Genomic DNA, 24,671 nt, shown 5'->3' with positions numbered 1-24,671 from the left:
CTACGTCAGAGAAGCTCCATCCCCCTCCCATTCTGAACGAGCCGCTTCCGCTTTTAGATTGGCCTAACCAATTCAAATTGTTCTCCTAATTTTGCATAGTTGTGTCCTGCTAGGCGGCTTATTGGTTTGAGTCCTTCGGCGTGAATGCGCCCTTTTTCATATAGATGTTCGGCAACGTGGAAACGAACGACGCGTCCAATTAGTAGATCACAAGCTGGTGAGTCTTCCGTTCCGCCAAGTGGAATTGCACGTTCTAATACGCATTCCATTCGAATATTTGCTTCTTTTACACCTGGAACAGAGATGACTTCACTTTCGATTGGTGTTAGTTTTGCTAGTTCAATTTCACTTTCATTTGGCGGGAGGTTAGCTGCTGTTTCGTTAATTGCTGCTACATATGATTCGTCAGAAATATGTACGACAAATTCTCCTTTTTCAATTGCGTTTCGGGAAGTGTCCTTTCTTTCTCCGGCTTTTCGTTGTACAGATACTGAGATAAGTGGTGGATTAGCAGCGACAATATTGAAATAACTATATGGTGCTCCGTTTAGTACGCCTTCTTTTGTTACAGAAGTAACGAATGCAACAGGACGAGGGATGATACTTCCAGTAAGTAATTTGTAATTATCTTTTTCAGTTTGTTCATTTGGATTAATGGATAACATGCTTGTAATCCCCTTTCTAAATATGAATACTTATTGTTTGTTTACAAGATAACGATGAGAAAATCCTGCTGGAAATAATATTTTGTTTCATAAAAAGAACTTACTTCAATTGTAATGAAGTAAGTTCTTTTTTCAAGAATCTCAAATTTGAGATAAAAATTAAAGTAAAACGTATGCGCCAGGTCCGATTAAAGCTACACCAACAGCGACAGCGATTAACATTAAGTTATATTCATATCCGTTTTGTGTTACCCAGTAACCATTTTTTCCGTGAACAGTGAAGATAGCCATTAACATTGTTCCAACGATAAATAATGAACCAACTACAATGAAAATACCTGATGCAAATAAGAAACCACCTAGTAATTCAGTTGCGCCAGCCATAAATGCCATAAATACACCAGGACGTAAACCGATTGACTCCATCCAGCCACCTGTTCCTTTTAAACCGTAACCGCCGAACCAACCAAATAATTTTTGAGCGCCATGACCCATGAATGTAATTCCTATAATAAGACGAATAATAAGTAGACCGAAATCCATCATTTTTAAAAACCTCCTAAAAGTTATTAACTTACCTTACGTAAGTAATAATAAAATAGTTACTTACTTTAGTCAAGTGGATTTTGAAAAAAGTTTGAATTAAATTTTACAAATTAACAACAAAAAATAAAATGTAGTAAAGACCTCTAGACAAGTTGGGCAAAAAAAGAGAAAATATGAATAGAAGTTAACTTCTAATTGTTATTCAGACAATCAGAATTGACTGGAATTTTGTGAAGCGCTACAATAAGAGTCTATTAGTAATGACGTAATTTATTTCGAAAGCGTTTTTACAGTATAATATTCGAAGTATGAAGTCTTACATGTATCCCGAGCTTTACTAGGGATTGCCCTATAAACTTTTAGGTAAATTATAAGGAGGACTATCCTATGTTTAAAAAATTATTCGGTCTTGGTTCAAAAACAAATGAAGAAACAATCGTAGCTCCATTAACTGGAGCAGTGAAAAATATTGAAGAAGTACCAGATCCAGTATTTGCTGGTCGTATGATGGGTGACGGTGTTGCAATCGATCCTACTGAAGGTGTAGTTGTATCTCCAGTTGATGGTGAAATCGTACAATTATTCCACACAAAACATGCTATCGGAATTAAAGCGAAAAACGGTACAGAAATTTTAATCCACGTTGGATTAGAAACTGTAAAAATGGAAGGCGAAGGTTTCGAAGCTCACGTTTCTGAAGGCCAAGCTGTAAAAGCTGGAGATAAATTAATCTCATTCGACTTAGAATTAATCCGTGAAAAAGCGAAAAGCACAATTACTCCAATTGTTATTACAAACACAGATGCAGCTGAGTCTATTAAGACAACTGTAGGCGTAGCAGCTACAAAAGGTTCAACAGAAGTAATGAAAGTTACAATGAAATAATTGCAATATAAGAGGAATCCGTTTCGTATGAAATGGATTCCTTATTTTTGTTGCATGTTCAGCATGTATGTTAAAATACTCTAGGCACTTGGAAATAGGATTTCACATATATGTGGATAAGGCGCATTTTTCTTAGAAAAAATATAAGAGAAATGCGCCTTTTGTATATTCACATTTCTTTTGTTCTATTCTAATGTAAGTTATGATGAATGGTAAGAAATCGAATATAGGGGTGGGTTTGAATGAAACGAGTGTTATTTGTTTGTACTGGCAATACATGTCGTAGTCCAATGGCTGAGGCGTTGCTTCGTCATCACGGAGGAGATAAGTTTGAAGTGCAATCTGCTGGTGTTTTCGCCTATCCTGGGAGCGATGCATCGGTACATGCGAAGGAAGCTTTAGCTGAAAAAGGAATTTTAATTGATCATGCGGCGCAGCAAATAAATGAAACTTTGCTTGATTGGGCTGATATTGTCGTAACGATGACAGAAAACCATAAGCAAATTGTACTTGGGCATTATCCGAGCGTTGAAAAGAAATTAAATACGTTATATGGATTAACTGAAGGTATAGGCAAGGACATTTCAGATCCATTTGGAGGCTCGCTTTCTATTTATAAAGAAACGTTAGATGAGATGGAAAAACTTGTACAAACTTTACTGAAAAAACATTCAGTAGGTTGATGTTTCGTGTATAATACGATATTGGAGATCACTTCTTCCTATGTGAGGTAGCGAGTGTGAAATGAAGATAATTGATTGAAACTTTGGAGGGGTAAAAATGAAAGTAGTAATAGCATCTGATCACGGCGGTATGAATATCCGCAAAGAACTTGTAAGTTTATTAGAAGAGTTAAATATTGAATATATTGATTTAGGTTGTGAATGTGAAGCTGGTTCTGTTGATTACCCTGACTTTGCGTTTCCAGCAGCTGAAATGGTAGCGAATGGTGAAGTAGATCGTGGTATTTTAGTTTGTGGGACAGGCATTGGTATGTCAATCGCAGCAAACAAAGTAAATGGTATCCGTTGTGCGTTAGTTCATGATACTTTCAGCGCGAAAGCAACGAGAGAGCATAATGACACTAATATGCTAGCGATGGGTGAGCGTGTAATTGGTGCTGGTCTAGCGCGTGATATCGCGAAAATCTGGTTAACAACTGACTATGAAGGTGGTCGTCACGAAAACCGCGTAGGAAAAATTAAAACATACGAAACAAAGTAATAGATTCTAACTATCAGTAGTGTGAAATATAATTTGGTGAACCAACCTGTGAAAGGAAGAGGCGTAATGACAGAAATCGTAAAGGTAAGAGAACAGCTACAAATGTCGCTTTCTGATTTCCAAGAACAAGCTTCATTACAAAGCGGTCAAATTTTTGTAGTGGGTTGTAGCACGAGCGAAGTGCTAGGCGAAAGAATTGGAACATCAGGAACGATGGAAGTAGCAGAGGCGATTTTCTCTGAGTTAAAACAATTTCAAGAGCAAACAGGTATTGAATTAGCGTTTCAATGTTGTGAGCATTTAAACCGTGCTTTAGTAGTTGAGAGAGAAGTAGCGATAAAATATCAATTTGAAATTGTAACAGTTACGCCTGTTAGATCAGCAGGTGGTGCATTGGGGACATACGCGTATCACAATTTGAAAGATCCGGTAGTAGTTGAGTTTATTAAAGCTGATGCAGGAATGGATATTGGTGATACATTTATCGGTATGCATTTAAAGCATGTAGCTGTTCCGGTTCGTACAAGTGTGAAGGCAATTGGAAGTGCGCATGTAACGATGGCCAAAACACGTGGAAAACTAATTGGTGGAGCGCGTGCTGTCTATGCGGCAGTGGAAGAGACTATCACTTGCCGTTAAATATGAGAAATTAGGAAGTCATATAGTAACTGTTTATCATAAGATAAAAGGTATGTTGTCTGACTTTATAATAGAAGAAAGAAAAGACCGATTTTCGGTCTTTTTTTTCTTTTATGATATAGAAAGTCATGTTAGAATGTAGTTGAAAACATGAAGGTTCGAAAGAATTACAACCTGAATTTTCGTTTTTTCTGAATAAATAAGAAAAAACTGTTGGGAATCGATGTAATTCGTTCAGAAAAGGGGGATTTTGGTGGATCATTTAAAACGTCAAGATGAAAAGGTATTTGCTGCAATTGAGGCAGAACTAGGAAGACAGCGTTCAAAGATTGAGTTAATTGCTTCGGAAAACTTCGTAAGTGAAGCAGTAATGGAGGCACAAGGTTCTGTTTTAACGAATAAGTATGCTGAAGGATATCCTGGAAAACGTTACTATGGTGGCTGTGAACACGTAGACGTAGTAGAAGATATCGCACGTGATCGCGTGAAAGAAATTTTCGGCGCAGAGCACGTAAATGTTCAACCACACTCTGGTGCACAAGCGAACATGGCAGTATACTTTACGATTTTAGAGCAAGGCGATACAGTACTTGGTATGAACTTATCTCATGGTGGTCACTTAACACACGGAAGCCCTGTTAACTTCAGTGGAGTACAATATAATTTCGTAGAATATGGCGTGGATGCTGACTCTCACCGTATTAATTACGATGATGTATTAGCAAAAGCGAAAGAACATAAACCAAAATTAATCGTTGCAGGTGCAAGTGCATACCCTCGTGTTATCGATTTCAAGCGATTCCGTGAGATTGCAGATGAAGTGGGCGCTTATTTAATGGTTGATATGGCACATATCGCTGGTTTAGTAGCTGCTGGTTTACACCCAAATCCAGTACCACATGCACATTTCGTTACAACGACAACACATAAAACGTTACGTGGTCCGCGTGGTGGTATGATTTTATGTGAAGAGCAATTTGCAAAACAAATTGATAAATCAATCTTCCCTGGTATTCAAGGTGGTCCACTTATGCATGTAATCGCTGCAAAAGCTGTTGCATTTGGTGAAGCACTTCAAGATGATTTCAAAACATATGCACAAAATATCATTAACAATGCGAACCGCTTAGCTGAAGGTCTTCAAAAAGAAGGACTTACACTTGTTTCTGGCGGAACAGACAATCACTTAATCTTGATTGATGTTCGTAACTTAGAAATCACAGGTAAAGTAGCAGAGCACGTATTAGATGAAGTTGGTATTACAGTGAACAAAAATACAATTCCATTTGAAACAGCAAGCCCATTTGTAACAAGTGGTGTACGTATCGGTACAGCAGCTGTAACATCTCGTGGTTTCGGTTTAGAAGAAATGGATGAAATTGCGTCACTTATTGCTTATACATTAAAAAATCATGAAAATGAAGTTGCATTAGAAGAAGTACGTAAGCGTGTAGAAGCGTTAACTAGCAAATTCACAATGTATCCAAATCTATAATAGATTGAAGAAGACTGCCGAGACTTAATTGTTTTGGCGGTCTTTTTTGTGGACATATATTATTTTTAAAGTATGTATACAAATGATGAATAAATTTTGGCGATATAATGAAGGATACAGCTCCCATAATTGGTAAAGATACTAGATAGATTCATCGTAAAATCATGATTTTGCCAAATTTGCCCTTGAATATTAGTAGCGTTTTCTTTACAATCGTAAATAGTGTAAAAAGCGTGCAAACGCATGAATATCATCTAAAGGAGAGATTCACATGGGAAAACTGTATGTATTTGATCACCCGTTAATTCAACATAAGATTACATATATTCGCGATAAGAATACAGGTACGAAAGATTTTCGTGAATTAGTGGACGAAGTAGCAAGTTTAATGGCTTTCGAAATTACTCGCGACCTTCCACTTAAGGACATTGAAATTGAAACACCTGTAAGCAAAGCGACAACAAAAGTGATCGCTGGTAAAAAACTTGGTTTAATTCCGATTTTACGTGCAGGTTTAGGAATGGTTGATGGAATTCTGAAATTAATTCCAGCAGCAAAAGTAGGACACGTTGGTTTATACCGTGACCCTAAAACATTGCAACCGGTAGAATACTATGTGAAACTTCCAACGGATGTAGAAGAGCGTGACTTTATCGTACTAGATCCGATGCTAGCAACAGGTGGTTCTGCGGCTGAAGCAATTAACTCTCTGAAAAAGCGCGGTGCGAAACAAATTAAATTAATGTGTATCGTTGCAGCTCCAGAAGGGGTAAAAGTAGTACAAGAAGAACATCCTGATGTTGATATTTATGTAGCAGCATTAGATGAGAAATTAAATGACCACGGATATGTAGTACCAGGTCTTGGTGATGCTGGTGACCGTTTATTCGGAACGAAGTAAGACAACTGACGAGCAGGGGAGATTCCCCAGCTCGTCTTTTTTGTTGTAAGCAAGTAGGGGAGGGGGAGAGGATAAATATACATCGTATATACAACATAAGTTGCATACACCTCACATATAATATAGAAGTCTTACGTCTGAGGAACACTATATTATGGAAGAAAAGCGTTATATCTCGAAAATATAATAGTGACAAACTTGTGAACATTTCCTTCTATTATAAAGAGAAAACTGTTAGAAATTGCATATATGTAACCAGTATTTAGAAGGGGAACGTTTTCATTTTTGGGAGGAAATGCCTAATACTCAAATTTTTAGATTTTTTACGATTTCTCGTTGACACTGTTAATACCCTATTGTATGCTAACAACGGGGATAGATGGTAGGGCTTTCAGTGACAAAATTACATCTATTCCGTGACGAAAATGTAAACTTTTTGTTTTGTATAGGATTTATGCAAAAAAATGAGTTATTATTAACACATCGTGAATGAGGGTTACATATTGGAGGGATGAATCCTTGCAAAAAAACGATCGCAGCCATATAAAAGCTTATGCTTTAATGTCAGGTATTCTTGCTCAATTAGTCGGTTCTATTCTTGTTGGAATCTTTGGTGGGCAGTGGATTGATAATAAGGTTGGAACGTTTCCGTTGTTTCTTATTATAGGGTTATTACTCGGACTAGGAACAGGGGTATACGCAATGATTCGACTCATTCGACATTACTATTCGGGAGAGCAATGATGATAGACGTACATGGACTTGTCCAAAGACAAAAGAAATATATGTACTACTTGCTTGCGCTTCTAGTGCTAGGATGGGGATTTACCTCTTACAAGGATGTATTTCTTGGACTGATTATCGGGACGATTTTCAGTTTTCTTAGTTTGCGCATCATTGCACGTAGAACAGACAAGCTGCTAGATCGCGTAACAAATGGAGAAAACGTGAAGTTCAAGGCAACAGCGGTAAGTACATATTCAAGATTCGCCACGATTGGGTTATTAATTTTATTTGCAGCCAAATATCAAGAGTTAATCGCGATGTGGGGCCTAGGTGTAGGATTGCTGACAGGATACCTTGTCATGATCATAGATTTTCTTTATTTAGAGTATAAGAGCAGGGAAGAGAGGTGAATTACTAGTGGAACACGGTAAATTAGTTGAATTTCTAGGTTTAACGTTCGATTTGTCATCAGTTATGATGGTTACTGTAGCAGCAGTTATTGTTTTCTTAATCGCTGTTATCGGAACTCGCAGCTTAGCTCTTCGCCCAACCGGGATGCAAAACTTCATGGAATGGGTGTTTGACTTCGTGAAAGGGATTATCAATAGTACGATGGACTGGAAAACAGGTGGACGTTTCTTAACGCTTGGCGTTACGCTTATCATGTTTATCATCGTATCGAACTTCCTTGGTTTACCATTCATGTATTCAGCAACTGAAGCTGGCGAACATATTGCATGGTGGAGATCACCAACGTCTGATCCAGCAGTTACATTAACATTAGCCGTGATGGTAGTTACCCTCACCCATTATTATGGAATTAAGATGAAGGGTACGAAAGAGTACGTAAAAGGTTATTTCCAACCTATGAAATTCTTATTCCCATTAAAGGTTATTGAGGAGTTTGCTAACACATTAACGTTAGGTCTTCGTTTATTTGGTAACATTTATGCAGGTGAGATCTTATTAGGATTACTTGCTAAGTTGGGCGGAGCATCAGTCCTTGGGGCATTAGGTGCGCTTGTACCAATGTTAGCATGGATGGGATTCAGTGTATTCGTTGGATCAATCCAAGCATTTATTTTCGTTATGTTAACGATGGTTTATATGGCTCATAAAGTAAGCCATGACCATTAATATAATTTAAGTAAGAAAAAATTTATTTTTTTATAATACAAAGGAGGACAAATTAAATGAGTTTAGGTGTAATCGCAGCTGCAATTGCAATTGGTTTATCAGCATTAGGTGCAGGTATTGGTAACGGTCTTATCGTATCACGTACAATCGAAGGTGTTGCTCGTCAACCAGAATTAAAAGGCGCACTTCAAACAATTATGTTCATCGGGGTTGCTTTAGTTGAGGCACTTCCAATCATCGGTGTAGTTATTGCTTTCATCGTAATGAACAAATAAGGGAGACTCCCCTTACATAGATGGCGAAGAGTGTTTTTCCGAACTTTCTTCGCCATTGCTTTATGAATGAAACGTATGTCTTTTTTTTTCATATGATCAATTTAGATATTTTGAAGGGAGTGAATCCTTGTGCCAACTTTATTATTAGGTGCTGCCATTCCATTTGGAACGATTGCTTATACATTGTTCATTTTCTTACTTCTATTAGTAATGCTACGCAAATTTGCGTGGGGTCCTTTAATGGGAATTATGAAAGAACGTGAAGAGCATGTTACTAATGAAATCGACGCTGCAGAAAGAAGTAATGCTGAGGCGAAGAAGTTAGTAGAAGAACAACGTGAAATGTTAAAACAATCACGTGTTGAAGCACAAGAGTTAATCGAAAGAGCGAAAAAGCAAGCTGTAGATCAAAAAGATGTTATTGTTGCTGCTGCGAAAGAAGAAGCAGAATCAATTAAAGCATCTGCTGTACAAGAAATTCAACGCGAAAAAGAGCAAGCAATTGCTGCTTTACAAGAACAAGTTGCTTCTTTATCTGTTCAAATTGCTTCTAAAGTAATTGAAAAAGAATTAAAAGAAGAAGATCAAGTGAAGTTAATTCGCGATTATATTAAAGAAGTAGGAGAAGCGCGATGAGCAATGGGATTGTAGCAAAACGTTATGCTGTCGCTCTTTTTAAAATTGCTAAAGAAAAACACGTATTAGAAATGTTTGAAGAGGAATTACGCCTTGTACAAAACGTTTATGTAAAGAACGGAGAACTACATAGCTTTTTAACGCAACCGAACATTTCAAAGGAACAAAAGAAAACGTTTCTTGCAAACGTATTCGGATCTGTTTCTGAATCTATTTTAAATACGTTATATATTTTAATTGATAACAAACGCATTGATATCTTACCTGAAATTGCAGATGAATATGTTGTTCTTGCTAATGAAGAACGTAACGTAGCGGATGCAACTGTATATTCTACTCGTCTTCTATCAGAAGAAGAGAAGCTTAACATTGCTGAAGCATTTGCAAAGAGAACGGGAAAAGATGCAATTCGCGTGAAAAATGTTGTAGATGAAGATTTACTAGGCGGAATTAAAGTACGTATTGGAAATCGCATTTATGACGGAAGTTTACAAGGAAAATTAGCACGTATTCAGCGTGAATTAATGAAGAATAGATAGGGGTGAAGCACATGAGCATCAGAGCTGAAGAAATTAGCGCACTGATAAAGCAACAAATCGAGAACTATCAGTCTGAAATCGAAGTTAGTGATGTTGGTACAGTTATCCAAGTTGGTGACGGTATCGCGCGTGCTCATGGTCTTGATAACGTTATGGCTGGTGAACTTGTAGAGTTCTCTAACGGCGTTATGGGACTAGCACAAAACTTAGAGGAAAACAACGTAGGTATTATCATTTTAGGACCTTACACAGAAATTCGTGAAGGTGACGAAGTTCGTCGTACTGGTCGCATCATGCAAGTACCGGTAGGAAAAGAACTAATTGGTCGTGTTGTAAACCCATTAGGTCAACCAGTTGATGGTTTAGGCCCAATCAATACAACAAACACTCGTCCAATCGAAAGTCCAGCACCAGGTGTAATGGATCGTAAATCTGTTCATGAGCCACTTCAAACAGGTATTAAAGCGATCGATGCTCTTGTACCAATTGGCCGTGGTCAACGTGAGTTAATCATCGGTGACCGTCAAACTGGTAAAACAGCGGTTGCACTTGATACAATCATTAACCAAAAAGATGAAGATATGATTTGTATCTATGTAGCAATTGGACAAAAAGAATCAACTGTACGTAACGTAGTAGAAACACTACGTAAGCACGGTGCATTAGAGTACACAATCGTTGTAACTGCATCTGCTTCTCAACCAGCTCCATTATTATACCTAGCTCCTTACGCTGGTGTAACAATGGGTGAAGAGTTCATGTACAATGGTAAACACGTATTAGTAGTATATGATGACTTATCAAAACAAGCAGCGGCTTACCGTGAGCTGTCATTACTATTACGTCGTCCTCCAGGTCGTGAAGCTTACCCAGGGGATGTATTCTACTTACATTCTCGCTTATTAGAGCGTGCAGCAAAATTAAGTGATGCAAAAGGCGGCGGTTCTTTAACTGCACTACCTTTCATCGAAACACAAGCAGGGGACGTATCAGCATACATCCCGACAAACGTAATTTCTATTACGGATGGACAAATCTTCTTACAATCTGACCTATTCTTCTCTGGCGTACGTCCAGCGATCGATGCGGGTACTTCTGTATCTCGTGTAGGTGGATCTGCTCAGATTAAAGCAATGAGTAAAGTATCAGGTACACTTCGCCTTGACCTTGCATCTTACCGTGAGTTAGAAGCGTTCGCTCAGTTCGGTTCTGACCTTGATAAAGCAACTCAAGCGAAATTAAACCGTGGTGCTCGTACTGTTGAGGTATTAAAACAAGGATTACACAAACCATTACGTGTAGAGAAACAAGTTATCATTCTTTACGCTTTAACACGTGGATTCCTAGATGATATCCCAGTAGTAGATATCACTCGTTTTGAAGAAGAATTCCATGCTTGGTTAGATTCTAATGCGACTGACTTATTAGAAGAAATCCGCACAACTAAGAAACTTGCGGATGACGACAAATTTGCAGCAGCAATCAATGGATTTAAAAAAGTATTTGTAGCTTCTGAATAATAAAAGCGGAAGCGGCTCGTTCTGAATGTGAGGGGGATGGAGCTTCTGACGAAGAGGCGGTGTTTGCCTCGTAGGAAGAAGTGAAGCCACCGAGCATTCAAGCCGCTGGAGCTAGATAGTATATATAAAAGGCATCTCGGGCTCTGAGATTGCTAAAGGTCATGTAAAGGAAAAGAGTAGGTGCACCTATTCTTTTCCTTCAATCATGAGCAAGAATATCTTGCAACGTAGATTAGGAAGAGGATTCTTACTAATCGTGCCAACTTCCGGAAAAAAGGTGGTGAAAACCTGTGGCATCTTTACGCGATATAAAAGCGAAGATTAACTCGACAAAGAAAACGAGTCAAATTACGAAAGCGATGGAGATGGTATCTGCATCTAAGTTAAACCGTGCAGAGCAAAATGCTAAATCTTTCGTTCCGTATATGGAAAAGATTCAAGAAGTAGTAGCGAGCATTGCGCAAGGAAGCAAAGGGATTAATCATCCAATGCTAAATGCGCGTCCTGTAAAGCGTACAGGATACATCGTTATTACGTCTGATCGCGGACTAGCAGGTGGTTATAACAGTAACGTATTACGTACAGTAAGTAACGTAATTCGTGAACGTCATAATATGGATTCAAACCAATATTCTATTATTGTGCTTGGACGACTAGGACGTGATTATTTAAAACGTCGCGGCTTTAACATTATTGATGAAGTAGTTGGATTATCTGACCACCCATCATTTACTGATATTAAAGACCTTGCTTCTCGAGCAATTGCGATGTTCGCAGATGGTGCTTATGATGAGCTGTACATCTACTACAACCATTACGTAAGTAAAATTTCACAAGAGGTAACGGAAAATAAAATTTTACCGCTTACTGATGTGGCGTCTGACAAACCGACGACAGCTTATGAATTCGAACCTTCTGAAGAAGAAATTTTAAAAGTACTATTGCCACAATACGCAGAAAGCTTAGTGTACGGTGCATTACTAGACGGTAAAGCAAGTGAACACGCAGCGCGTATGACAGCAATGAAGAGTGCTACAGACAACGCAATGGAAGTTATCGATTCACTTACACTTTCATTCAACCGTGCGCGTCAGGCAGCGATTACGCAAGAAATTACGGAAATCGTTGGTGGAGCAGCAGCGTTAGAATAGTATTAAAAGGCGGAAGCGGTTCGTTCAGAATGAGAGGGGGATGGAGCTTTTGACGTAGAGGCGATTTGTGCCTCGTAGGAAAAAGCGAAGCCACCGAACATTCTAACCGCTGGAGCTAGATTCAATAAAAAGCGGAAGCGGCTCTGTCAAAAGAGTCGCGTAAGCTATAAACCAATAAAAAATTAAAAGCTAGCTGCTCGTAGAAAGTTGGCTAATTAAAAGAAAGCTAGGAGGGAACCCGATGAATAAAGGGCGCGTTACGCAAATCATGGGTCCGGTTGTAGACGTTAAGTTTGATGGCGGAAAGCTACCAGAAATCTACAACGCCCTTACGGTAAAACAAAGCAACGAAAACGGAAGTATTAACTTAACATTTGAAGTTGCACTTCATTTAGGTGATGATACAGTTCGTACAGTTGCGATGTCTTCCACAGATGGACTTGTTCGTGGCACAGAAGTAGAAGATACTGGTAAACCAATCTCTGTACCAGTTGGTGATGTAACACTTGGTCGCGTATTTAACGTATTAGGTGATGCAATTGACTTAGATGGTGAGGTTCCTGCAGATGTACATCGTGATCCAATTCACCGTCAAGCACCTGCATTCGAAGAATTATCTACTAAAGTAGAAATTCTTGAAACTGGTATTAAAGTAGTAGACTTACTTGCTCCTTACATTAAGGGTGGTAAGATCGGCCTATTCGGTGGTGCCGGCGTAGGTAAAACAGTATTAATTCAGGAATTAATTAACAACATCGCACAAGAGCACGGTGGTATCTCTGTATTCGCTGGTGTAGGTGAGCGTACTCGTGAGGGTAATGACTTATACCACGAAATGAGCGATTCTGGCGTAATCAAGAAAACTGCGATGGTATTCGGACAAATGAACGAGCCACCTGGAGCACGTCAACGTGTTGCATTAACAGGTTTAACAATGGCTGAGCATTTCCGTGATGAGCAAGGACAAGACGTACTTCTGTTCATCGATAACATCTTCCGTTTCACGCAAGCGGGTTCTGAAGTATCTGCCCTTCTTGGTCGTATGCCATCTGCGGTAGGTTACCAACCAACACTTGCAACAGAAATGGGTCAATTACAAGAGCGTATTACATCTACAAATAAAGGGTCTATCACGTCTATCCAAGCGGTATATGTACCAGCCGATGACTATACTGACCCAGCACCAGCTACAACGTTCGCTCACTTAGATGCAACAACAAACTTAGAGCGTCGTTTAACGCAAATGGGTATTTACCCAGCCGTAGATCCATTAGCATCTACATCTCGTGCACTTTCTCCAGAAATCGTAGGAGAAGAACATTATGAAGTAGCTCGTCAAGTACAGCAAACTTTACAACGTTATAAAGAGCTTCAAGATATCATCGCTATCTTAGGTATGGATGAGTTATCTGAAGAAGATAAGTTAGTTGTACATCGTGCTCGTCGTATTCAATTCTTCTTATCTCAAAACTTCCACGTAGCTGAGCAGTTTACAGGTCAAAAAGGTTCTTACGTACCTGTAAAGAATACAGTTAGTGGTTTCAAAGAAATTCTAGAAGGAAAATATGATGACCTTCCAGAAGATGCATTCCGCTTAGTAGGTGGCATTGAAGAAGTTATTGAAAACGCGAAGAAAATGATGGCGTAAGGCCTTAGGAGGGACGAAGTATGAAGACATTTCCAGTCAGTATTGTAACTCCTGATGGACCGGTTTACGAAAAAGAAGTAGAAATGGTAAGTGTAAAAGCAGAGAGTGGGGAAATGGGGATCTTACCAGGTCACATTCCAACTGTTGCACCATTAAAAATTAGTGCAGTTCGTCTGAAAAATGGTGGACACACTGATTATGTAGCAGTAAGCGGTGGCTTTATCGAAGTTCGTCCAGATAAAGTGACTGTATTATCATCATCTGCTGAAGAAGCAAACCATATCGATATCCATCGCGCAAATGAAGCGAAGCGTCGCGCTGAGCAACGTCTGCAAGATAAACAAGCACATGTTGACTTTAAACGTGCAGAAATGGCATTACAACGTGCCGTGAACCGTTTAAACGTTTCCGATATGAAGTGAAAAAATCCGTAAGGGCTTTGCCTTTACGGATTTTTTTTGTGTATTTTATGGATAATTTTACAAAACTGGTATAATTATATTGATGCTTGTATAAGTAGAAGTGTACAACAATTTATATTTCATAAAGGGGATGAATCAATGATTGGTGAAATGAAGCGAGAAGCATTGTACTCTTTAAAGGGAAAATGGGGACTAGGTGTTGGATCAACAATTTTATATTTTATTTTAAGTTATGTCGTTTCGATGGCTGCAATGCTTATACTATTAATTCCAGGAATTATTATATTTCTCTCAGTTGCAAGCTTAACGGGATCATTTGAAGAGGAAACGATGTCAATTGGAGCAGGTATTACCTTTGGAATTTTTTATTGCATTATAATAATTTTGAGTAACGCATCGTATGGGATCACGTCATATGGTTATACAAATGTATTTTTACAGATTAGTAAACGAGAAGATGCTAAAGTAGATTACTTATTTGAAGGATTTCGTGGCTTTAAAAGAATGATGAAAACAATGTGGGCAATGCTTGCGATTTTGTTATATACAGGTACATGGATTCCGATGCTGTTAATAGGCTTATTTGCATTGTTAGGTGAAGAAGGGAATACGTCATTTGCAATAGCTTTCTTCGTACTATTAGCAATTTCAATTGTTGGTATGATTGTGATGTATTTTTCTTATGCACTGACGTACTATGTGATGATTGAAAATCCAGAATATAGTGTTTCGCAGGCGATGAAGGAAAGTAAGAATCTTATGAAGGGTCATAAGTTAGATTTGTTTCTTTTATGGCTGAGCTTCATAGGATGGGCTATTTTAGCGCTTCTTACTTTTGGAATAGGATTTCTTTGGTTTAGTCCGTATATGAGTACGACGACAGCACACTTTTATCGCTATATTTCAAAAGGTGAATTTCAATAGGAACATGCTATACTAATAGAATTATTGTGTATAGGAGGCGAGGCTACGCATGATTAGTGATTTAAAAGGAGAAGCACTAGATTCATTAGAAGGGAAATGGGGATTAGCTGTTGGAGCTACACTACTCATTTCAATTCTTATCACGGCTTTTAGTTTTAGTGTTGATTGGGGATTTTCTTTAATTTTCGGTTGGCAAAAAACAAATGGTTCACTTTCAACGAATATTCTTACATTTTTTGTTACTGGACCGTTAACTTTAGGTGGATATTACCTTGGTTTAAATATCCTTCGTGAAAAGCAAGCTAGTATTGGTAATATATTCATTTGGTTTTCAGAGGGAAAGAGATTTCTAAAATCATTTTTATTATATTTATTAGTAAATCTTTATCTTTTCTTATGGACGTTATTGTTCATTATTCCAGGTATTATTAAATCTTTTTCTTATGCGATGACATACTTTATTATAAACGATCATCCTGAGTATTCACTGAACCAAGCTATTACAGAAAGTCGTCGTATGATGGATGGACATAAGATGGAGTATTTCATTTTATGTTTAAGTTTTATTGGCTGGTTTATATTAAGTTGTATTACATTAGGAATTGGATTCCTGTGGTTAATTCCATATTTCTATACGACATCTGCAGCTTTTTACGAAGAGATCGCAGAAGAATATTATGAGAAAAATATTTAGCATTATAAAATCCCCAGTATGAATTATTTGTTCATACTGGGGGTTTTTTGTAGAAATTTTATAAACTGATTACTAGTAAGTGGTTTACTGAAATAGTAACCTTGCATATATTTACAGTTATGTTTTTGCAGAAACTTAAGCTGTTTTTCGGTTTCAATTCCTTCGGCAACGACTGAAAGATTTAAAGTATTTGCGAGGGAAAGTATTGTAGAAACGATGGCTCGTTCTTCAGGACGATGATCAGCTAATTGTGTAAATTCTCTCGGTACTTTTAATGTGTCGATTGGAAAAATTGATAAATAAGCAAGAGAAGAATACCCAGTACCGAAGTCATCAATGGAAGTTTGGATACCGTATTCTTTTAATTGCTTCAGTCTCAATAACGTTTCTTTCTCGTCAATCATTGCAATTCTTTCTGTTAACTCAAGTGTTACATATTTTGGATCGACTTGCACGTCGTTTAATATTTGTGAAATGTTTTCGATTAATTGATCTTGCCGGAATTCTTTTGCGGATAAATTAACACTTATTTTTAAATTTTGGTAGCCAAAGGTATGCCATATTTTTAATTGGAGACAAGCTTCTTGTAATACCCAATGTCCAAGTGGGACTACTTGTGGCGTCTCTTCTACAATTGGAATAAACTCACATGGTGAAATGTCACCTAATAGTGGGTGTTTCCAACGTATTAAAGCTTCAGCACCGATAATTTTATTTGTTGTCGTATCAATTTGTGGTTGATAAACGAGATAAAATTCTTTGTTTACTAAAGCGATTGGCAAATCTTTTTCAATTCGAGCTTTTCGTTCCATTTTTTTATATAGTTCTTTCGTGTAAAGAGAGCTACCGTTTTTTCCTTTATTCTTTGCTTCGTACATGGCCATATCAGCATGCTGCAAAATGGATAGCGCATCTTCACCTGCTTCAGGATATATTGCAATTCCGATGCTCGGTGAGATTTGTAAATGTTGATTTTCGATTTCAAATGGCTCATTCATGGCCGCTACAATCCTATCAGCTATTTTTTGGACGTCTGGCTTTTTTTTGTAATTCTCGATAAGGATTGTGAACTCATCCCCAGCTAGCCGCGCGAGTTTCATATTTGATGTTGCTATTCTTTCGAGCCTTTTTGCTACTGCGATGAGCAATAGGTCTCCTACTCGATGACCGAGGGTATCATTAATAACTTTAAAACGGTCTAGGTCGAGAAACATAACAGCAAAAGGCTTTTTCGATATTTTTGTTCGCGCAATTGCCTGTTCTAAATGTTGATGAAATGCACGTCGATTTGCAAGCTCTGTTAAAGTGTCATGGTATGCTAGGAAATTAATTTGTTCTTGTTGTTGCTTGCTTTCCGTAATATCTTTAATCATTAAATAAACCCCAGAAATTTTCTCCTTTAAAAAGATCGGTACGGCGGTAACGTGCAAGTAGTAAATATCTCTGTTTTTATGGTACGCCCGTATTTCTAAAGAGATAGAATACCCCTTTTTCACGCGATGAAAGGCGTTAATCATTTCTTCTAAATCTTCTTCGTATATGAGTGAATAGTAAGGCTGGTTTAATAATTCATTCGTTTGATAACCGAGTAAAGTAGTACCAGCGTTATTTACTTTGAGAAAATTACCGTACAAATCTAATGTGAAGATTGGATCTGGATGATGCTCGTATAAAGATTTAAACATTTGTTGATTATGATAGAGTTCATTTTTCTGTTCTACTAAATCTTCTGTACGTAGTTTAATTTGTTTCTCGAGTTCTGAGTTGAATTGCATTTGAGCTAGCAATAAGATTTTATTTTGTTTTCGAACTAAACTATGACGTATGAGAACGAAAGAGAAAGTTATTATAAGTCCGATTACTATAATAGGCGCAAAAACGTATTCAACTAATATGAAAACAATAAGCATTACTACCGAAATATACGGTAATGATAATCGGATTGATTCACCAATTTTAGGTGTTAGTAGTACTTGTTCTTGTTTTTCAGGCTTTTTTGTATGGAGAATACAGGCGATTGCTACTAGTACTAAGGTTACTTGATAGAAAGGAGTAACTGTAAACATAGAATACTCTGGTATGAAGTATTTTATATACGCATAAATCGCATCTGTAGTAGCATATAAAATTAAAGCACTGCCAAGAAGTGCACCGACCTTTTTAGGTAATAAGGATAGTGGTTTGAATAAAAGGTTGATTCCTATTAAGAGAAAGAGTAAATCAGCCATTGGATAGGTAAGTTGAACAAATATGTCGATATAGGATGTTGTAAAAATATGAATAGTTCGTTCAATAAGTAAGTAGTAACTTAAAGTAAATTGGGCTGTAACGATAATACAAATATCACATAGCATAAAAAGTTTTTCTAATAAATCTCGGTTATAAATGATTTCGTATAGAAAGGCAAACGTAAAGCTAACTAAAAAAAGTAAGTAAAAAAAGTCAGATGGATCAACGAACGTATAGAAGTCCTTTACAATTAAACGCTGATAGGCAACGACTATATCACCGATAAAATAAGAGAGAGCTCCAACAGATAATATGATCCAAAATAAACGAGATAGCCCTTCTTTCATGTTTGAAAAATAAAGTATATAACTACAAGCGATAATATCAATTAATAGGGTACTCATTCCGATTAATAGCTGAAAAGAAAATGAGTATTCATATAGAAAAGGCATCGCTACATAGTGAAGCGTTATAGACAGCAATACAATGCTTATAAGAATACTTACATGTGTTTGTTTTTTCATTTATATCACCTACGGTTTCTTGAAAAGCATATATAAGTTTTATATTTATTTTGCACAATTATAGCAAGTTGTAAAGATAGATTTTAATAATTCTTGTTTCTGCCTCCCAACATATCGACATAGGAATTTGAAGTTTGCTATAATGATTAGAATAGTTGCATTATTTAGAAAAATTTAAAAATAATAATTACTGCAACTAGGACATATTGTTTACTATGTGAACTTGTTCTTAATTTAGGGGGGAGGGTTTCACAATGGCAAGTGTATATGAAAATAGTTATATGATCGTTTTGATTTTCTTGCTATTAGGTATATTGCTGCCGGTAGTGGCTCTTACATTAGGAAGGATGCTGCGCCCAAATAAACCAAGTGCAGCAAAGGCGACGACGTATGAGAGTGGAATTGAGCCTTTTCATGATGCAAATATTCGGTTTCATGCTCGTTATTATATTTTCGCTTTATTGTTTGTGATCTTTGATGTAGAAACTTTATTTTTATATCCTTGGGCTGTTGCGTATGACAAGCTAGGTTTATTTGCATTAATTGAAATGCTCATCTTTGTTGTAATGTTGCTAGTTGGATTAGCGTATGCTTGGAAAAAGAAGGTGTTACAATGGTTATAAATTTTGAGGAATTACATCCAAATGAGCGAGCAGAATTAGAACGAAATATCTTTTTTTCTACATTGGAACAGTTGAAAGGATGGGCGAGGAGCAATTCTTTATGGCCGATGACATTCGGACTGGCGTGCTGTGCAATTGAAATGATGGGAGTAGGTTCATCACATTATGATTTAGATCGATTTGGGTCATTTTTTCGGACTTCACCAAGGCAATCGGACGTCATGATTGTATCGGGAACGGTAACGAAGAAGATGGCTCCTATTGTTCGGCGCTTATATGATCAAATGCCCGAACCGAAATGGGTTATTGCGATGGGATCTTGTGCGACAGCAGGTGGTCCGTATGTAAATTCATATGCTGTTGTGAAAGGTGTAGACCAAATTGTACCAGTTGATGTGTATATTCCTGGTTGTCCCCCAAATCCAGCTGCTTTAATTTATGGAATCAATAAATTAAAAGAAAAAATTCGTTACGAAGCAAAGACCGGGAAGCAGGTGACGAATAAATGAGCAATCCAAATAAAGATTTAGAGGAGCTGAAAAAAGAAGCAGCTAGGCGTGCAAAAGAAGAAGCGAGAAAACGCCTTGTAGCGAAACACGAGGCGGAAATAAGTGAGCTTGAGGAAGAAGATCAAGAAAAAGAGAAAGCGCTACCAAAAAACGATGATATTACTATAGAAGAAGCAAAACGACGTGCAGCAGCGGCTGCAAAAGCAAAAGTGACGGCGTTAGCGAAGCAGAAAAGAGAAGGAACCGAAGAAGTAACGGAAGAAGAAAAAGCAAAAGCCAAGGCGAAGGCAGCAGCGGCTGCAAAAGCAAAAGCGGCAGCGTTAGCGAAGCAGAAAAGAGAAGGAACTGAAGAAGTGACGGAAGAAGAAAAAGTGAAAGTCAAGGCGAAGGCAGCAGCGGCTGCAAAAGCAAAAGCGGCGGCGTTAGCGAAGCAGAAAAGAGAAGGAACCGAAGAAGTGACGGAAGAAGAAAAAGCGAAAGCCAAGGCGAAGGCAGCGGCCAAGGCAAAAGCGGCAGCATTAGCGAAGCAGAAAAGAGAAGGAACCGAGGAAGTAACGGAAGAAGAAAAAGCGAAAGCCAAGGCGAAGACGGCAGCAGCTGCAAAAGCAAAAGCGGCAGCATTGGCGAAGCAGAAAAGAGAAGGAACCGAAGAAGTAACGGAAGAAGAAAAAGCGAAAGCCAAGGCGAAGGCGGTGGCAGCGGCCAAGGCAAAAGCGGCAGCATTGGCGAAGCAGAAAGCCTCGCAAGGTGATGGGGATTCGGGAGATGAAAAGGCAAAGGCAATTGCAGCGGCAAAAGCGAAAGCAGCAGCGGCTGCAAGAGCGAAGACAAAGGGGGCTGAAGGTAAGAAAGAGGATGAGCCGAAGCAGGAAGAACTGTCCGTAAATCAGCCGTATTTAAATCAGTATGTTGAGGCTATTAGGGAGAAGTTAGGAGAGGGTGCATTAGTAGATTCCTACATTAATAAACTGTCAAAGGATGTGCCGACTCTTGTGGTGGATCCCGAAAAATATTATGAAGTGATGGAGTCACTGCGATTCCATGAGGGACTTGCTTTTGATTATATGTCAGAGCTACATGCGACGGATTTTGTGACACATATGGAAGTGTATGTTCATTTGTTTTCATATAGTAAGAAACAATCGGTAGCGGTGAAGGTAAAGCTAGACCGGGAAACGCCGCAAGTCGAATCTGTGACAGCGCTTTGGAAAGGGGCTGACTGGCCGGAGCGAGAAGCATACGATTTGCTCGGCATTATATTTAAAGGGCATCCGAATTTAACACGTATTTTAATGCCAGAGGATTGGGTAGGATATCCGCTTAGAAAAGACTATGAACCGTATGATGTGGAGGTGTAGCTATGATCCGCACGGAAGAGATGCTTTTGAATGTAGGACCTCAGCATCCGAGTACACATGGTGTGTTCAGGCTCGTAATTAAGATTGACGGGGAAATTATTAAAGAAGCTACACCTGTTATTGGGTATTTACATCGCGGGACGGAAAAGATCGCTGAGAGCTTACAGTATACGCAAATTATCCCTTATACAGATCGAATGGACTATTTATCAGCTATGACGAATAATTACGTCATTTGCCATGCTGTAGAGACGATGATGGGGCTTGAAATTCCAGAGCGTGCCGAATACTTGCGAGTACTTGCGATGGAGCTAGGAAGAATTGCGAGCCATCTCGTTTGGTGGGGGACGAATCTTCTTGATATAGGAGCGGTTAGCCCGTTTTTGTACGCGTTTCGTGAACGAGAGATGATTATAAATTTATTAAATGAATTATGCGGGGCACGGCTTACTTTTAACTATATGAGAGTTGGTGGTGTGAAGTGGGATGCGCCAGATGGTTGGATTGAAAAGGTGGAAGAGTTTGTTCCGTATATGAGGGAGCAACTGGCAGGTTATCATGATCTTGTTAGCGGTAATGAGATTTTCTTAAATCGTGTGAAAGGCGTTGGTATATATAGCGCGGAAGAAGCGATTTCGTATTCTTTAAGCGGAGCAAATTTGCGGTGCACTGGAGTAAACTGGGATCTTCGCAAAGATGAGCCGTATTCGATTTATGATCGTTTTGATTTTGATATTCCTGTTGGAAGCGTGGGAGATGCTTGGGATCGCTACGTTTGCCGAATGCAAGAAATCGAGGAGTCTTTAAAGATTGTTGAGCAAGCGGTTCAGCAGTTCCCGAAAGATGGAGCTGTGCTGGCAAAAGTACCAAAAATTATTAAGGCACCTAAGGGAGAAGCATTTGTACGTATCGAATCGCCGCGCGGAGAGATTGGGTGTTATATCGCTAGTGACGGAAAGAAAGAGCCGTACCGTTTGAAGTTTCGTAGGCCATCTTTTTATAACTTGCAAATTTTACCAAAGTTATTGAAAGGTGAAAACATCGCTAATTTAATTACGATTTTAGGTGGAGTTGATATTGTACTTGGGGAGGTTGATGGCTAATGATTGAGACGCTCTTACAATCACCTTCAAGCTGGACGAATTTCTTCATTTTTTTCGGATTAGCGGTACTTCTACTATTTGCAGTCCTTGGCTTCGTTACATATGGAATCTTGGCAGAACGGAAAGTGATGGGGTTTATGCAAGGGCGGATTGGCCCAAACCAGGTTGGAGGCCGATTTGGTTTACTGCAAACGGTAGCTGATGTTTTAAAACTATTATTGAAAGAAGATAGTATTCCGAAAGCAGCAGATAAACCGCTGTTTATATTAGCACCTGTCATTGCATTTGCACCAGCATTTATGGTGCTTGCAGTTATCCCGTTCACTGATAAATTTCAATTTGCAGATATTGGAGTCGGGTTACTTTATTATATCGCTGTTTCCGGTATTACGACGATAGGTGTTGTAACTGGGGGATGGGCATCGAATAATAAATATTCCCTTTTAGGAGGGATGCGTGCGGCGGCGCAAATGATTTCTTATGAGATTCCGCTCGTAATGAGTGTAATTGGTATCGTTTTGCTAGCTGGTAGCCTGAATTTAAATGAGATTGTAGCGGCGCAGGAGAAGGTTTGGTACATTTTCCTACAGCCAATTGGCTTCGTCGTTTTCTTAATCGCAGCAGTTGCAGAGTTAAATAGAACGCCATTCGATTTGCCAGAAGCGGAGTCAGAACTTGTTTCTGGATATCATACGGAATACTCAGGTTTTCGCTGGGCGTTTTTCATGCTTTCAGAGTACGTATACTTCTTCGGGATGGCATCGTTAATTACAGTGCTCTTTTTAGGCGGATGGAATCCAGTCATGTTTCTTGGATTTATCCCAGGTGCCGTATGGTTTGCTTTGAAATTTAGCAGTGTAGTCTTTCTATTAATTTGGTTCCGCGTTACGTTCCCGCGTATAAGAGGTGACCAGTTAATGGAGTTTGGTTGGAAAGTATTATTGCCGATTGCACTTGCAAATATTTTCTTAACGGCATTGATTAAGGAGTTATTCTTCTAATCTATGAGGGGGGTGCCAGTAAGAGATGAAAGGACTATTTAAAGGATTAAAATATACATTAAGTAATTTGAGCAAGAAGAAGGTAACGTATGATTATCCAAATCAACCGTTGCCGTTGCCAGACCGTTTTCGTGGAATTCAAAAATTTTATCCGGAGAAATGTATTGTTTGTAATCAGTGCTCTAACATTTGTCCAACAGACTGTATTCAGTTAACAGGAAAGAAACATCCGGATCCTACGAAAAAAGGAAAAATTATCGACACGTATGATATTAATTTTGAAATTTGTATTCTTTGTGATTTATGTACAGAAGTTTGTCCGACAGAGGCAATTGTCATGACAAATAACTTTGAACTCGCGGAATATTCACGTGATGACTTATTTAAAAATTTGCAGTGGCTTGACGAAAACGACGAAAACGTCAGGAAGGAGAATAAGGCATGAATGGCGAGTTTGTAGCATTCTTTATACTATCCTTGTTTGCAATTATCGGCGGTGTTCTTATGTTGAACTTAACGAAAGTTATGCACATGATGTTAGCTCTCGTTCTGACATTTCTCAGCATTGCAGGTTTGTATTTTCTTTTATCAGCCGAATTTATAGGCGTTGCACAAATTTTACTTTATTCTGGTGCAATCACAATTATTATGATTTTCGGCATTATGTTAACGAAACATAACGCGGAAAATGAATCGCGTCTTACTCTTCGAAAATGGATTATCTTCTTTGCAGTTGTAGCATTTGGAGCGGTTATGTATTTCGCTGTTAATAATGTTGATTTTGCAAATGAAAGCACACAAGGAAGTTTACCTCTCCATGAAAACAACACACTTCAAATCGGTACGCTTCTCTATTCAAAATATATTATCCCATTTGAACTAACTTCAGTTATTTTACTTGTAGCACTCGTTGGCGCAATTATACTTGCGAAAAAGGACGAGAAAGAGGAGGATTCCAATGGGTAGCGTTCCAGCTTCTGCATATTTAACACTTGCGATTATTTTGTTTTGCATCGGTCTATTTGGAGCTTTAACAAAGCGGAATACAGTAATCGTATTAGTTTGTATCGAATTAATGCTGAATGCTGCCAATTTAAACTTAGTGGCGTTTAGTAAATTAGGCTTATTTCCGAATTTAACAGGTCAAATTTTCTCACTGTTTACGATGGCTGTAGCGGCAGCGGAAGCGGCGGTAGGACTCGCTATTTTAATTGCTTTATATCGTAATCGTACAACAGTTCAGGTGGATGAAATGGATACGCTTAAAGGATAGCATTGTGACCGAAAAAGGGGGAAG

The 24,671-nt window shown here is 38.4% G+C and carries 30 protein-coding genes; 27 read left to right on the top strand and 3 right to left on the bottom strand.

The genetic code is table 11. The features are described 5' to 3' along the window. Positions 1–53: 53 nt before the first annotated feature. Together ACQGSG_RS11165 and ACQGSG_RS11160 are read right to left on the bottom strand one after the other, a co-directional pair. A complete protein-coding gene (locus ACQGSG_RS11165; RefSeq protein ID WP_000949054.1) occupies positions 54–665 on the bottom strand; it encodes a flavin reductase family protein in 612 nt (203 codons plus the stop codon). A 159-nt stretch (positions 666–824) separates the two neighbouring features. Further along, positions 825–1,211, bottom strand: a complete 387-nt coding sequence (locus ACQGSG_RS11160) for a DoxX family protein (RefSeq protein ID WP_000968616.1) — start codon at positions 1,209–1,211, stop codon at positions 825–827. A 387-nt stretch (positions 1,212–1,598) separates the two neighbouring features. Between ACQGSG_RS11160 and ACQGSG_RS11155 the strand changes: the two genes are divergently transcribed. From ACQGSG_RS11155 to ACQGSG_RS11065, 19 genes are all read left to right on the top strand, one after another. Continuing rightward, complete coding sequence (locus ACQGSG_RS11155; RefSeq protein ID WP_000473665.1) at positions 1,599–2,096, top strand: PTS sugar transporter subunit IIA; 498 nt, start codon at positions 1,599–1,601, stop codon at positions 2,094–2,096. Between the two features lie 242 nt (positions 2,097–2,338). After that, complete coding sequence (locus ACQGSG_RS11150) at positions 2,339–2,779, top strand: low molecular weight protein arginine phosphatase (protein ID WP_000832368.1); 441 nt, start codon at positions 2,339–2,341, stop codon at positions 2,777–2,779. Between the two features lie 97 nt (positions 2,780–2,876). Next, positions 2,877–3,320 carry a ribose 5-phosphate isomerase B gene (gene rpiB, locus ACQGSG_RS11145; protein ID WP_000869542.1) on the top strand — a complete coding sequence of 148 codons (444 nt, stop codon included), beginning with the start codon at positions 2,877–2,879 and terminating at the stop codon, positions 3,318–3,320. 66 nt (positions 3,321–3,386) lie between these two features. Then, a complete protein-coding gene (locus ACQGSG_RS11140; protein WP_000136375.1) occupies positions 3,387–3,959 on the top strand; it encodes a TIGR01440 family protein in 573 nt (190 codons plus the stop codon). A 253-nt stretch (positions 3,960–4,212) separates the two neighbouring features. Further along, positions 4,213–5,454 (top strand): serine hydroxymethyltransferase, encoded by a 1,242-nt coding sequence (gene glyA, locus ACQGSG_RS11135; RefSeq protein ID WP_000349809.1) that lies wholly within the window; start codon positions 4,213–4,215, stop codon positions 5,452–5,454. 271 nt (positions 5,455–5,725) lie between these two features. Beyond that, positions 5,726–6,355 (top strand): uracil phosphoribosyltransferase, encoded by a 630-nt coding sequence (upp, locus tag ACQGSG_RS11130; protein ID WP_000517539.1) that lies wholly within the window; start codon positions 5,726–5,728, stop codon positions 6,353–6,355. Between the two features lie 379 nt (positions 6,356–6,734). Beyond that, the gene (locus tag ACQGSG_RS11125; RefSeq protein WP_000232962.1) at positions 6,735–6,848 is read left to right on the top strand and encodes a DUF4024 domain-containing protein; all 114 of its coding nucleotides are present in this window, start codon (positions 6,735–6,737) and stop codon (positions 6,846–6,848) included. Between the two features lie 26 nt (positions 6,849–6,874). Further along, on the top strand, positions 6,875–7,099 hold the full coding sequence (locus ACQGSG_RS11120; RefSeq protein WP_001171223.1) for an AtpZ/AtpI family protein: 225 nt from the start codon (positions 6,875–6,877) through the stop codon (positions 7,097–7,099). Beyond that, complete coding sequence (locus tag ACQGSG_RS11115) at positions 7,099–7,491, top strand: ATP synthase subunit I (protein WP_000567600.1); 393 nt, start codon at positions 7,099–7,101, stop codon at positions 7,489–7,491. The genes ACQGSG_RS11120 and ACQGSG_RS11115 overlap by 1 nt, the downstream gene beginning before the upstream one ends. Before the next feature lie 7 nt (positions 7,492–7,498). Continuing rightward, positions 7,499–8,218 (top strand): F0F1 ATP synthase subunit A, encoded by a 720-nt coding sequence (gene atpB, locus ACQGSG_RS11110; RefSeq protein ID WP_000399871.1) that lies wholly within the window; start codon positions 7,499–7,501, stop codon positions 8,216–8,218. Between the two features lie 56 nt (positions 8,219–8,274). Continuing rightward, entirely contained in the window at positions 8,275–8,493 is a 219-nt protein-coding gene (gene atpE / locus ACQGSG_RS11105; RefSeq protein WP_000052064.1) for a F0F1 ATP synthase subunit C, read from the top strand. A gap of 129 nt (positions 8,494–8,622) precedes the next feature. After that, positions 8,623–9,129: a F0F1 ATP synthase subunit B gene (atpF, locus tag ACQGSG_RS11100; protein ID WP_001142618.1), complete on the top strand. Its 507-nt coding sequence runs from the start codon at positions 8,623–8,625 to the stop codon at positions 9,127–9,129. Continuing rightward, positions 9,126–9,668: a F0F1 ATP synthase subunit delta gene (atpH, locus tag ACQGSG_RS11095; protein ID WP_000064683.1), complete on the top strand. Its 543-nt coding sequence runs from the start codon at positions 9,126–9,128 to the stop codon at positions 9,666–9,668. Before atpF ends, atpH begins: the two co-directional genes overlap by 4 nt. Positions 9,669–9,679: 11 nt before the next feature. Continuing rightward, positions 9,680–11,188, top strand: coding sequence for a F0F1 ATP synthase subunit alpha (gene atpA, locus ACQGSG_RS11090; protein WP_000027518.1), 1,509 nt, complete (start codon positions 9,680–9,682; stop codon positions 11,186–11,188). 290 nt (positions 11,189–11,478) lie between these two features. Beyond that, positions 11,479–12,339 (top strand): F0F1 ATP synthase subunit gamma, encoded by an 861-nt coding sequence (gene atpG / locus ACQGSG_RS11085; protein WP_000157696.1) that lies wholly within the window; start codon positions 11,479–11,481, stop codon positions 12,337–12,339. A 241-nt stretch (positions 12,340–12,580) separates the two neighbouring features. Next, positions 12,581–13,987 (top strand): F0F1 ATP synthase subunit beta, encoded by a 1,407-nt coding sequence (gene atpD / locus ACQGSG_RS11080; RefSeq protein WP_001032593.1) that lies wholly within the window; start codon positions 12,581–12,583, stop codon positions 13,985–13,987. A gap of 20 nt (positions 13,988–14,007) precedes the next feature. Beyond that, the gene (atpC, locus tag ACQGSG_RS11075) at positions 14,008–14,409 is read left to right on the top strand and encodes a F0F1 ATP synthase subunit epsilon (protein WP_000847211.1); all 402 of its coding nucleotides are present in this window, start codon (positions 14,008–14,010) and stop codon (positions 14,407–14,409) included. 138 nt (positions 14,410–14,547) lie between these two features. Then, on the top strand, positions 14,548–15,333 hold the full coding sequence (locus ACQGSG_RS11070) for a DUF975 family protein (RefSeq protein ID WP_000578829.1): 786 nt from the start codon (positions 14,548–14,550) through the stop codon (positions 15,331–15,333). Positions 15,334–15,382: 49 nt separating this feature from the next. After that, positions 15,383–16,027, top strand: coding sequence for a DUF975 family protein (locus tag ACQGSG_RS11065; protein WP_000622463.1), 645 nt, complete (start codon positions 15,383–15,385; stop codon positions 16,025–16,027). A 23-nt stretch (positions 16,028–16,050) separates the two neighbouring features. Here the strand turns inward: ACQGSG_RS11065 and ACQGSG_RS11060 are convergent, their stop codons facing one another. Continuing rightward, positions 16,051–18,780, bottom strand: coding sequence for an EAL domain-containing protein (locus ACQGSG_RS11060; RefSeq protein ID WP_325842421.1), 2,730 nt, complete (start codon positions 18,778–18,780; stop codon positions 16,051–16,053). Between the two features lie 254 nt (positions 18,781–19,034). Here ACQGSG_RS11060 and nuoA point away from each other — a divergent pair, with 254 nt between their 5' ends. From nuoA to nuoK, 8 genes are read left to right on the top strand one after another with little or no spacing between them, the layout of a single operon-like run. Then, the gene (gene nuoA / locus ACQGSG_RS11055) at positions 19,035–19,403 is read left to right on the top strand and encodes an NADH-quinone oxidoreductase subunit NuoA (protein WP_000179273.1); all 369 of its coding nucleotides are present in this window, start codon (positions 19,035–19,037) and stop codon (positions 19,401–19,403) included. Continuing rightward, positions 19,394–19,912 carry an NADH-quinone oxidoreductase subunit NuoB gene (gene nuoB / locus ACQGSG_RS11050; protein WP_000236331.1) on the top strand — a complete coding sequence of 173 codons (519 nt, stop codon included), beginning with the start codon at positions 19,394–19,396 and terminating at the stop codon, positions 19,910–19,912. Before nuoA ends, nuoB begins: the two co-directional genes overlap by 10 nt. After that, positions 19,909–21,270: an NADH-quinone oxidoreductase subunit C gene (locus ACQGSG_RS11045; RefSeq protein WP_325842422.1), complete on the top strand. Its 1,362-nt coding sequence runs from the start codon at positions 19,909–19,911 to the stop codon at positions 21,268–21,270. The genes nuoB and ACQGSG_RS11045 overlap by 4 nt, the downstream gene beginning before the upstream one ends. A gap of 2 nt (positions 21,271–21,272) precedes the next feature. Then, a complete protein-coding gene (gene nuoD / locus ACQGSG_RS11040) occupies positions 21,273–22,373 on the top strand; it encodes an NADH-quinone oxidoreductase subunit NuoD (RefSeq protein WP_000621434.1) in 1,101 nt (366 codons plus the stop codon). Further along, positions 22,373–23,374, top strand: coding sequence for an NADH-quinone oxidoreductase subunit NuoH (gene nuoH, locus ACQGSG_RS11035; protein WP_098295359.1), 1,002 nt, complete (start codon positions 22,373–22,375; stop codon positions 23,372–23,374). The genes nuoD and nuoH overlap by 1 nt, the downstream gene beginning before the upstream one ends. Before the next feature lie 25 nt (positions 23,375–23,399). After that, the gene (gene nuoI, locus ACQGSG_RS11030) at positions 23,400–23,819 is read left to right on the top strand and encodes an NADH-quinone oxidoreductase subunit NuoI (protein ID WP_000677191.1); all 420 of its coding nucleotides are present in this window, start codon (positions 23,400–23,402) and stop codon (positions 23,817–23,819) included. Beyond that, entirely contained in the window at positions 23,816–24,340 is a 525-nt protein-coding gene (locus tag ACQGSG_RS11025) for an NADH-quinone oxidoreductase subunit J (RefSeq protein WP_325842424.1), read from the top strand. The genes nuoI and ACQGSG_RS11025 overlap by 4 nt, the downstream gene beginning before the upstream one ends. Beyond that, positions 24,333–24,647, top strand: coding sequence for an NADH-quinone oxidoreductase subunit NuoK (gene nuoK / locus ACQGSG_RS11020; protein ID WP_325842426.1), 315 nt, complete (start codon positions 24,333–24,335; stop codon positions 24,645–24,647). Before ACQGSG_RS11025 ends, nuoK begins: the two co-directional genes overlap by 8 nt. Positions 24,648–24,671: the final 24 nt, after the last annotated feature.

Origin of the sequence: Bacillus sp. GMa5/1 (assembly GCF_050172015.1) — a bacterium.
Lineage (GTDB): Bacteria > Bacillota > Bacilli > Bacillales > Bacillaceae_G > Bacillus_A > Bacillus_A cereus.
This window is presented reverse-complemented; position numbering and strand designations above follow the sequence as displayed.

Excerpts from the sequence above, each read along its gene's own strand:
- atpE (WP_000052064.1), top strand. The coding sequence starts at position 8,275 with ATGAGTTTAGGTGTAATCGCAGCTGCAATTGCAATTGGTTTATCAGCA.
- nuoB (WP_000236331.1), top strand. The coding sequence starts at position 19,394 with ATGGTTATAAATTTTGAGGAATTACATCCAAATGAGCGAGCAGAATTA.
- ACQGSG_RS11060 (WP_325842421.1), bottom strand. The coding sequence starts at position 18,780 with ATGAAAAAACAAACACATGTAAGTATTCTTATAAGCATTGTATTGCTG.
- ACQGSG_RS11140 (WP_000136375.1), top strand. The coding sequence starts at position 3,387 with ATGACAGAAATCGTAAAGGTAAGAGAACAGCTACAAATGTCGCTTTCT.
- ACQGSG_RS11070 (WP_000578829.1), top strand. The coding sequence starts at position 14,548 with ATGATTGGTGAAATGAAGCGAGAAGCATTGTACTCTTTAAAGGGAAAA.
- ACQGSG_RS11165 (WP_000949054.1), bottom strand. The coding sequence starts at position 665 with ATGTTATCCATTAATCCAAATGAACAAACTGAAAAAGATAATTACAAA.
- nuoH (WP_098295359.1), top strand. The coding sequence starts at position 22,373 with ATGATTGAGACGCTCTTACAATCACCTTCAAGCTGGACGAATTTCTTC.
- ACQGSG_RS11045 (WP_325842422.1), top strand. The coding sequence starts at position 19,909 with ATGAGCAATCCAAATAAAGATTTAGAGGAGCTGAAAAAAGAAGCAGCT.
- ACQGSG_RS11155 (WP_000473665.1), top strand. The coding sequence starts at position 1,599 with ATGTTTAAAAAATTATTCGGTCTTGGTTCAAAAACAAATGAAGAAACA.
- ACQGSG_RS11150 (WP_000832368.1), top strand. The coding sequence starts at position 2,339 with ATGAAACGAGTGTTATTTGTTTGTACTGGCAATACATGTCGTAGTCCA.
- nuoK (WP_325842426.1), top strand. The coding sequence starts at position 24,333 with ATGGGTAGCGTTCCAGCTTCTGCATATTTAACACTTGCGATTATTTTG.
- ACQGSG_RS11160 (WP_000968616.1), bottom strand. The coding sequence starts at position 1,211 with ATGATGGATTTCGGTCTACTTATTATTCGTCTTATTATAGGAATTACA.
- nuoI (WP_000677191.1), top strand. The coding sequence starts at position 23,400 with ATGAAAGGACTATTTAAAGGATTAAAATATACATTAAGTAATTTGAGC.
- atpD (WP_001032593.1), top strand. The coding sequence starts at position 12,581 with ATGAATAAAGGGCGCGTTACGCAAATCATGGGTCCGGTTGTAGACGTT.
- atpC (WP_000847211.1), top strand. The coding sequence starts at position 14,008 with ATGAAGACATTTCCAGTCAGTATTGTAACTCCTGATGGACCGGTTTAC.
- ACQGSG_RS11125 (WP_000232962.1), top strand. The coding sequence starts at position 6,735 with ATGGTAGGGCTTTCAGTGACAAAATTACATCTATTCCGTGACGAAAAT.
- atpH (WP_000064683.1), top strand. The coding sequence starts at position 9,126 with ATGAGCAATGGGATTGTAGCAAAACGTTATGCTGTCGCTCTTTTTAAA.
- atpA (WP_000027518.1), top strand. The coding sequence starts at position 9,680 with ATGAGCATCAGAGCTGAAGAAATTAGCGCACTGATAAAGCAACAAATC.
- nuoD (WP_000621434.1), top strand. The coding sequence starts at position 21,273 with ATGATCCGCACGGAAGAGATGCTTTTGAATGTAGGACCTCAGCATCCG.
- ACQGSG_RS11025 (WP_325842424.1), top strand. The coding sequence starts at position 23,816 with ATGAATGGCGAGTTTGTAGCATTCTTTATACTATCCTTGTTTGCAATT.
- nuoA (WP_000179273.1), top strand. The coding sequence starts at position 19,035 with ATGGCAAGTGTATATGAAAATAGTTATATGATCGTTTTGATTTTCTTG.
- ACQGSG_RS11115 (WP_000567600.1), top strand. The coding sequence starts at position 7,099 with ATGATAGACGTACATGGACTTGTCCAAAGACAAAAGAAATATATGTAC.
- rpiB (WP_000869542.1), top strand. The coding sequence starts at position 2,877 with ATGAAAGTAGTAATAGCATCTGATCACGGCGGTATGAATATCCGCAAA.
- ACQGSG_RS11065 (WP_000622463.1), top strand. The coding sequence starts at position 15,383 with ATGATTAGTGATTTAAAAGGAGAAGCACTAGATTCATTAGAAGGGAAA.
- upp (WP_000517539.1), top strand. The coding sequence starts at position 5,726 with ATGGGAAAACTGTATGTATTTGATCACCCGTTAATTCAACATAAGATT.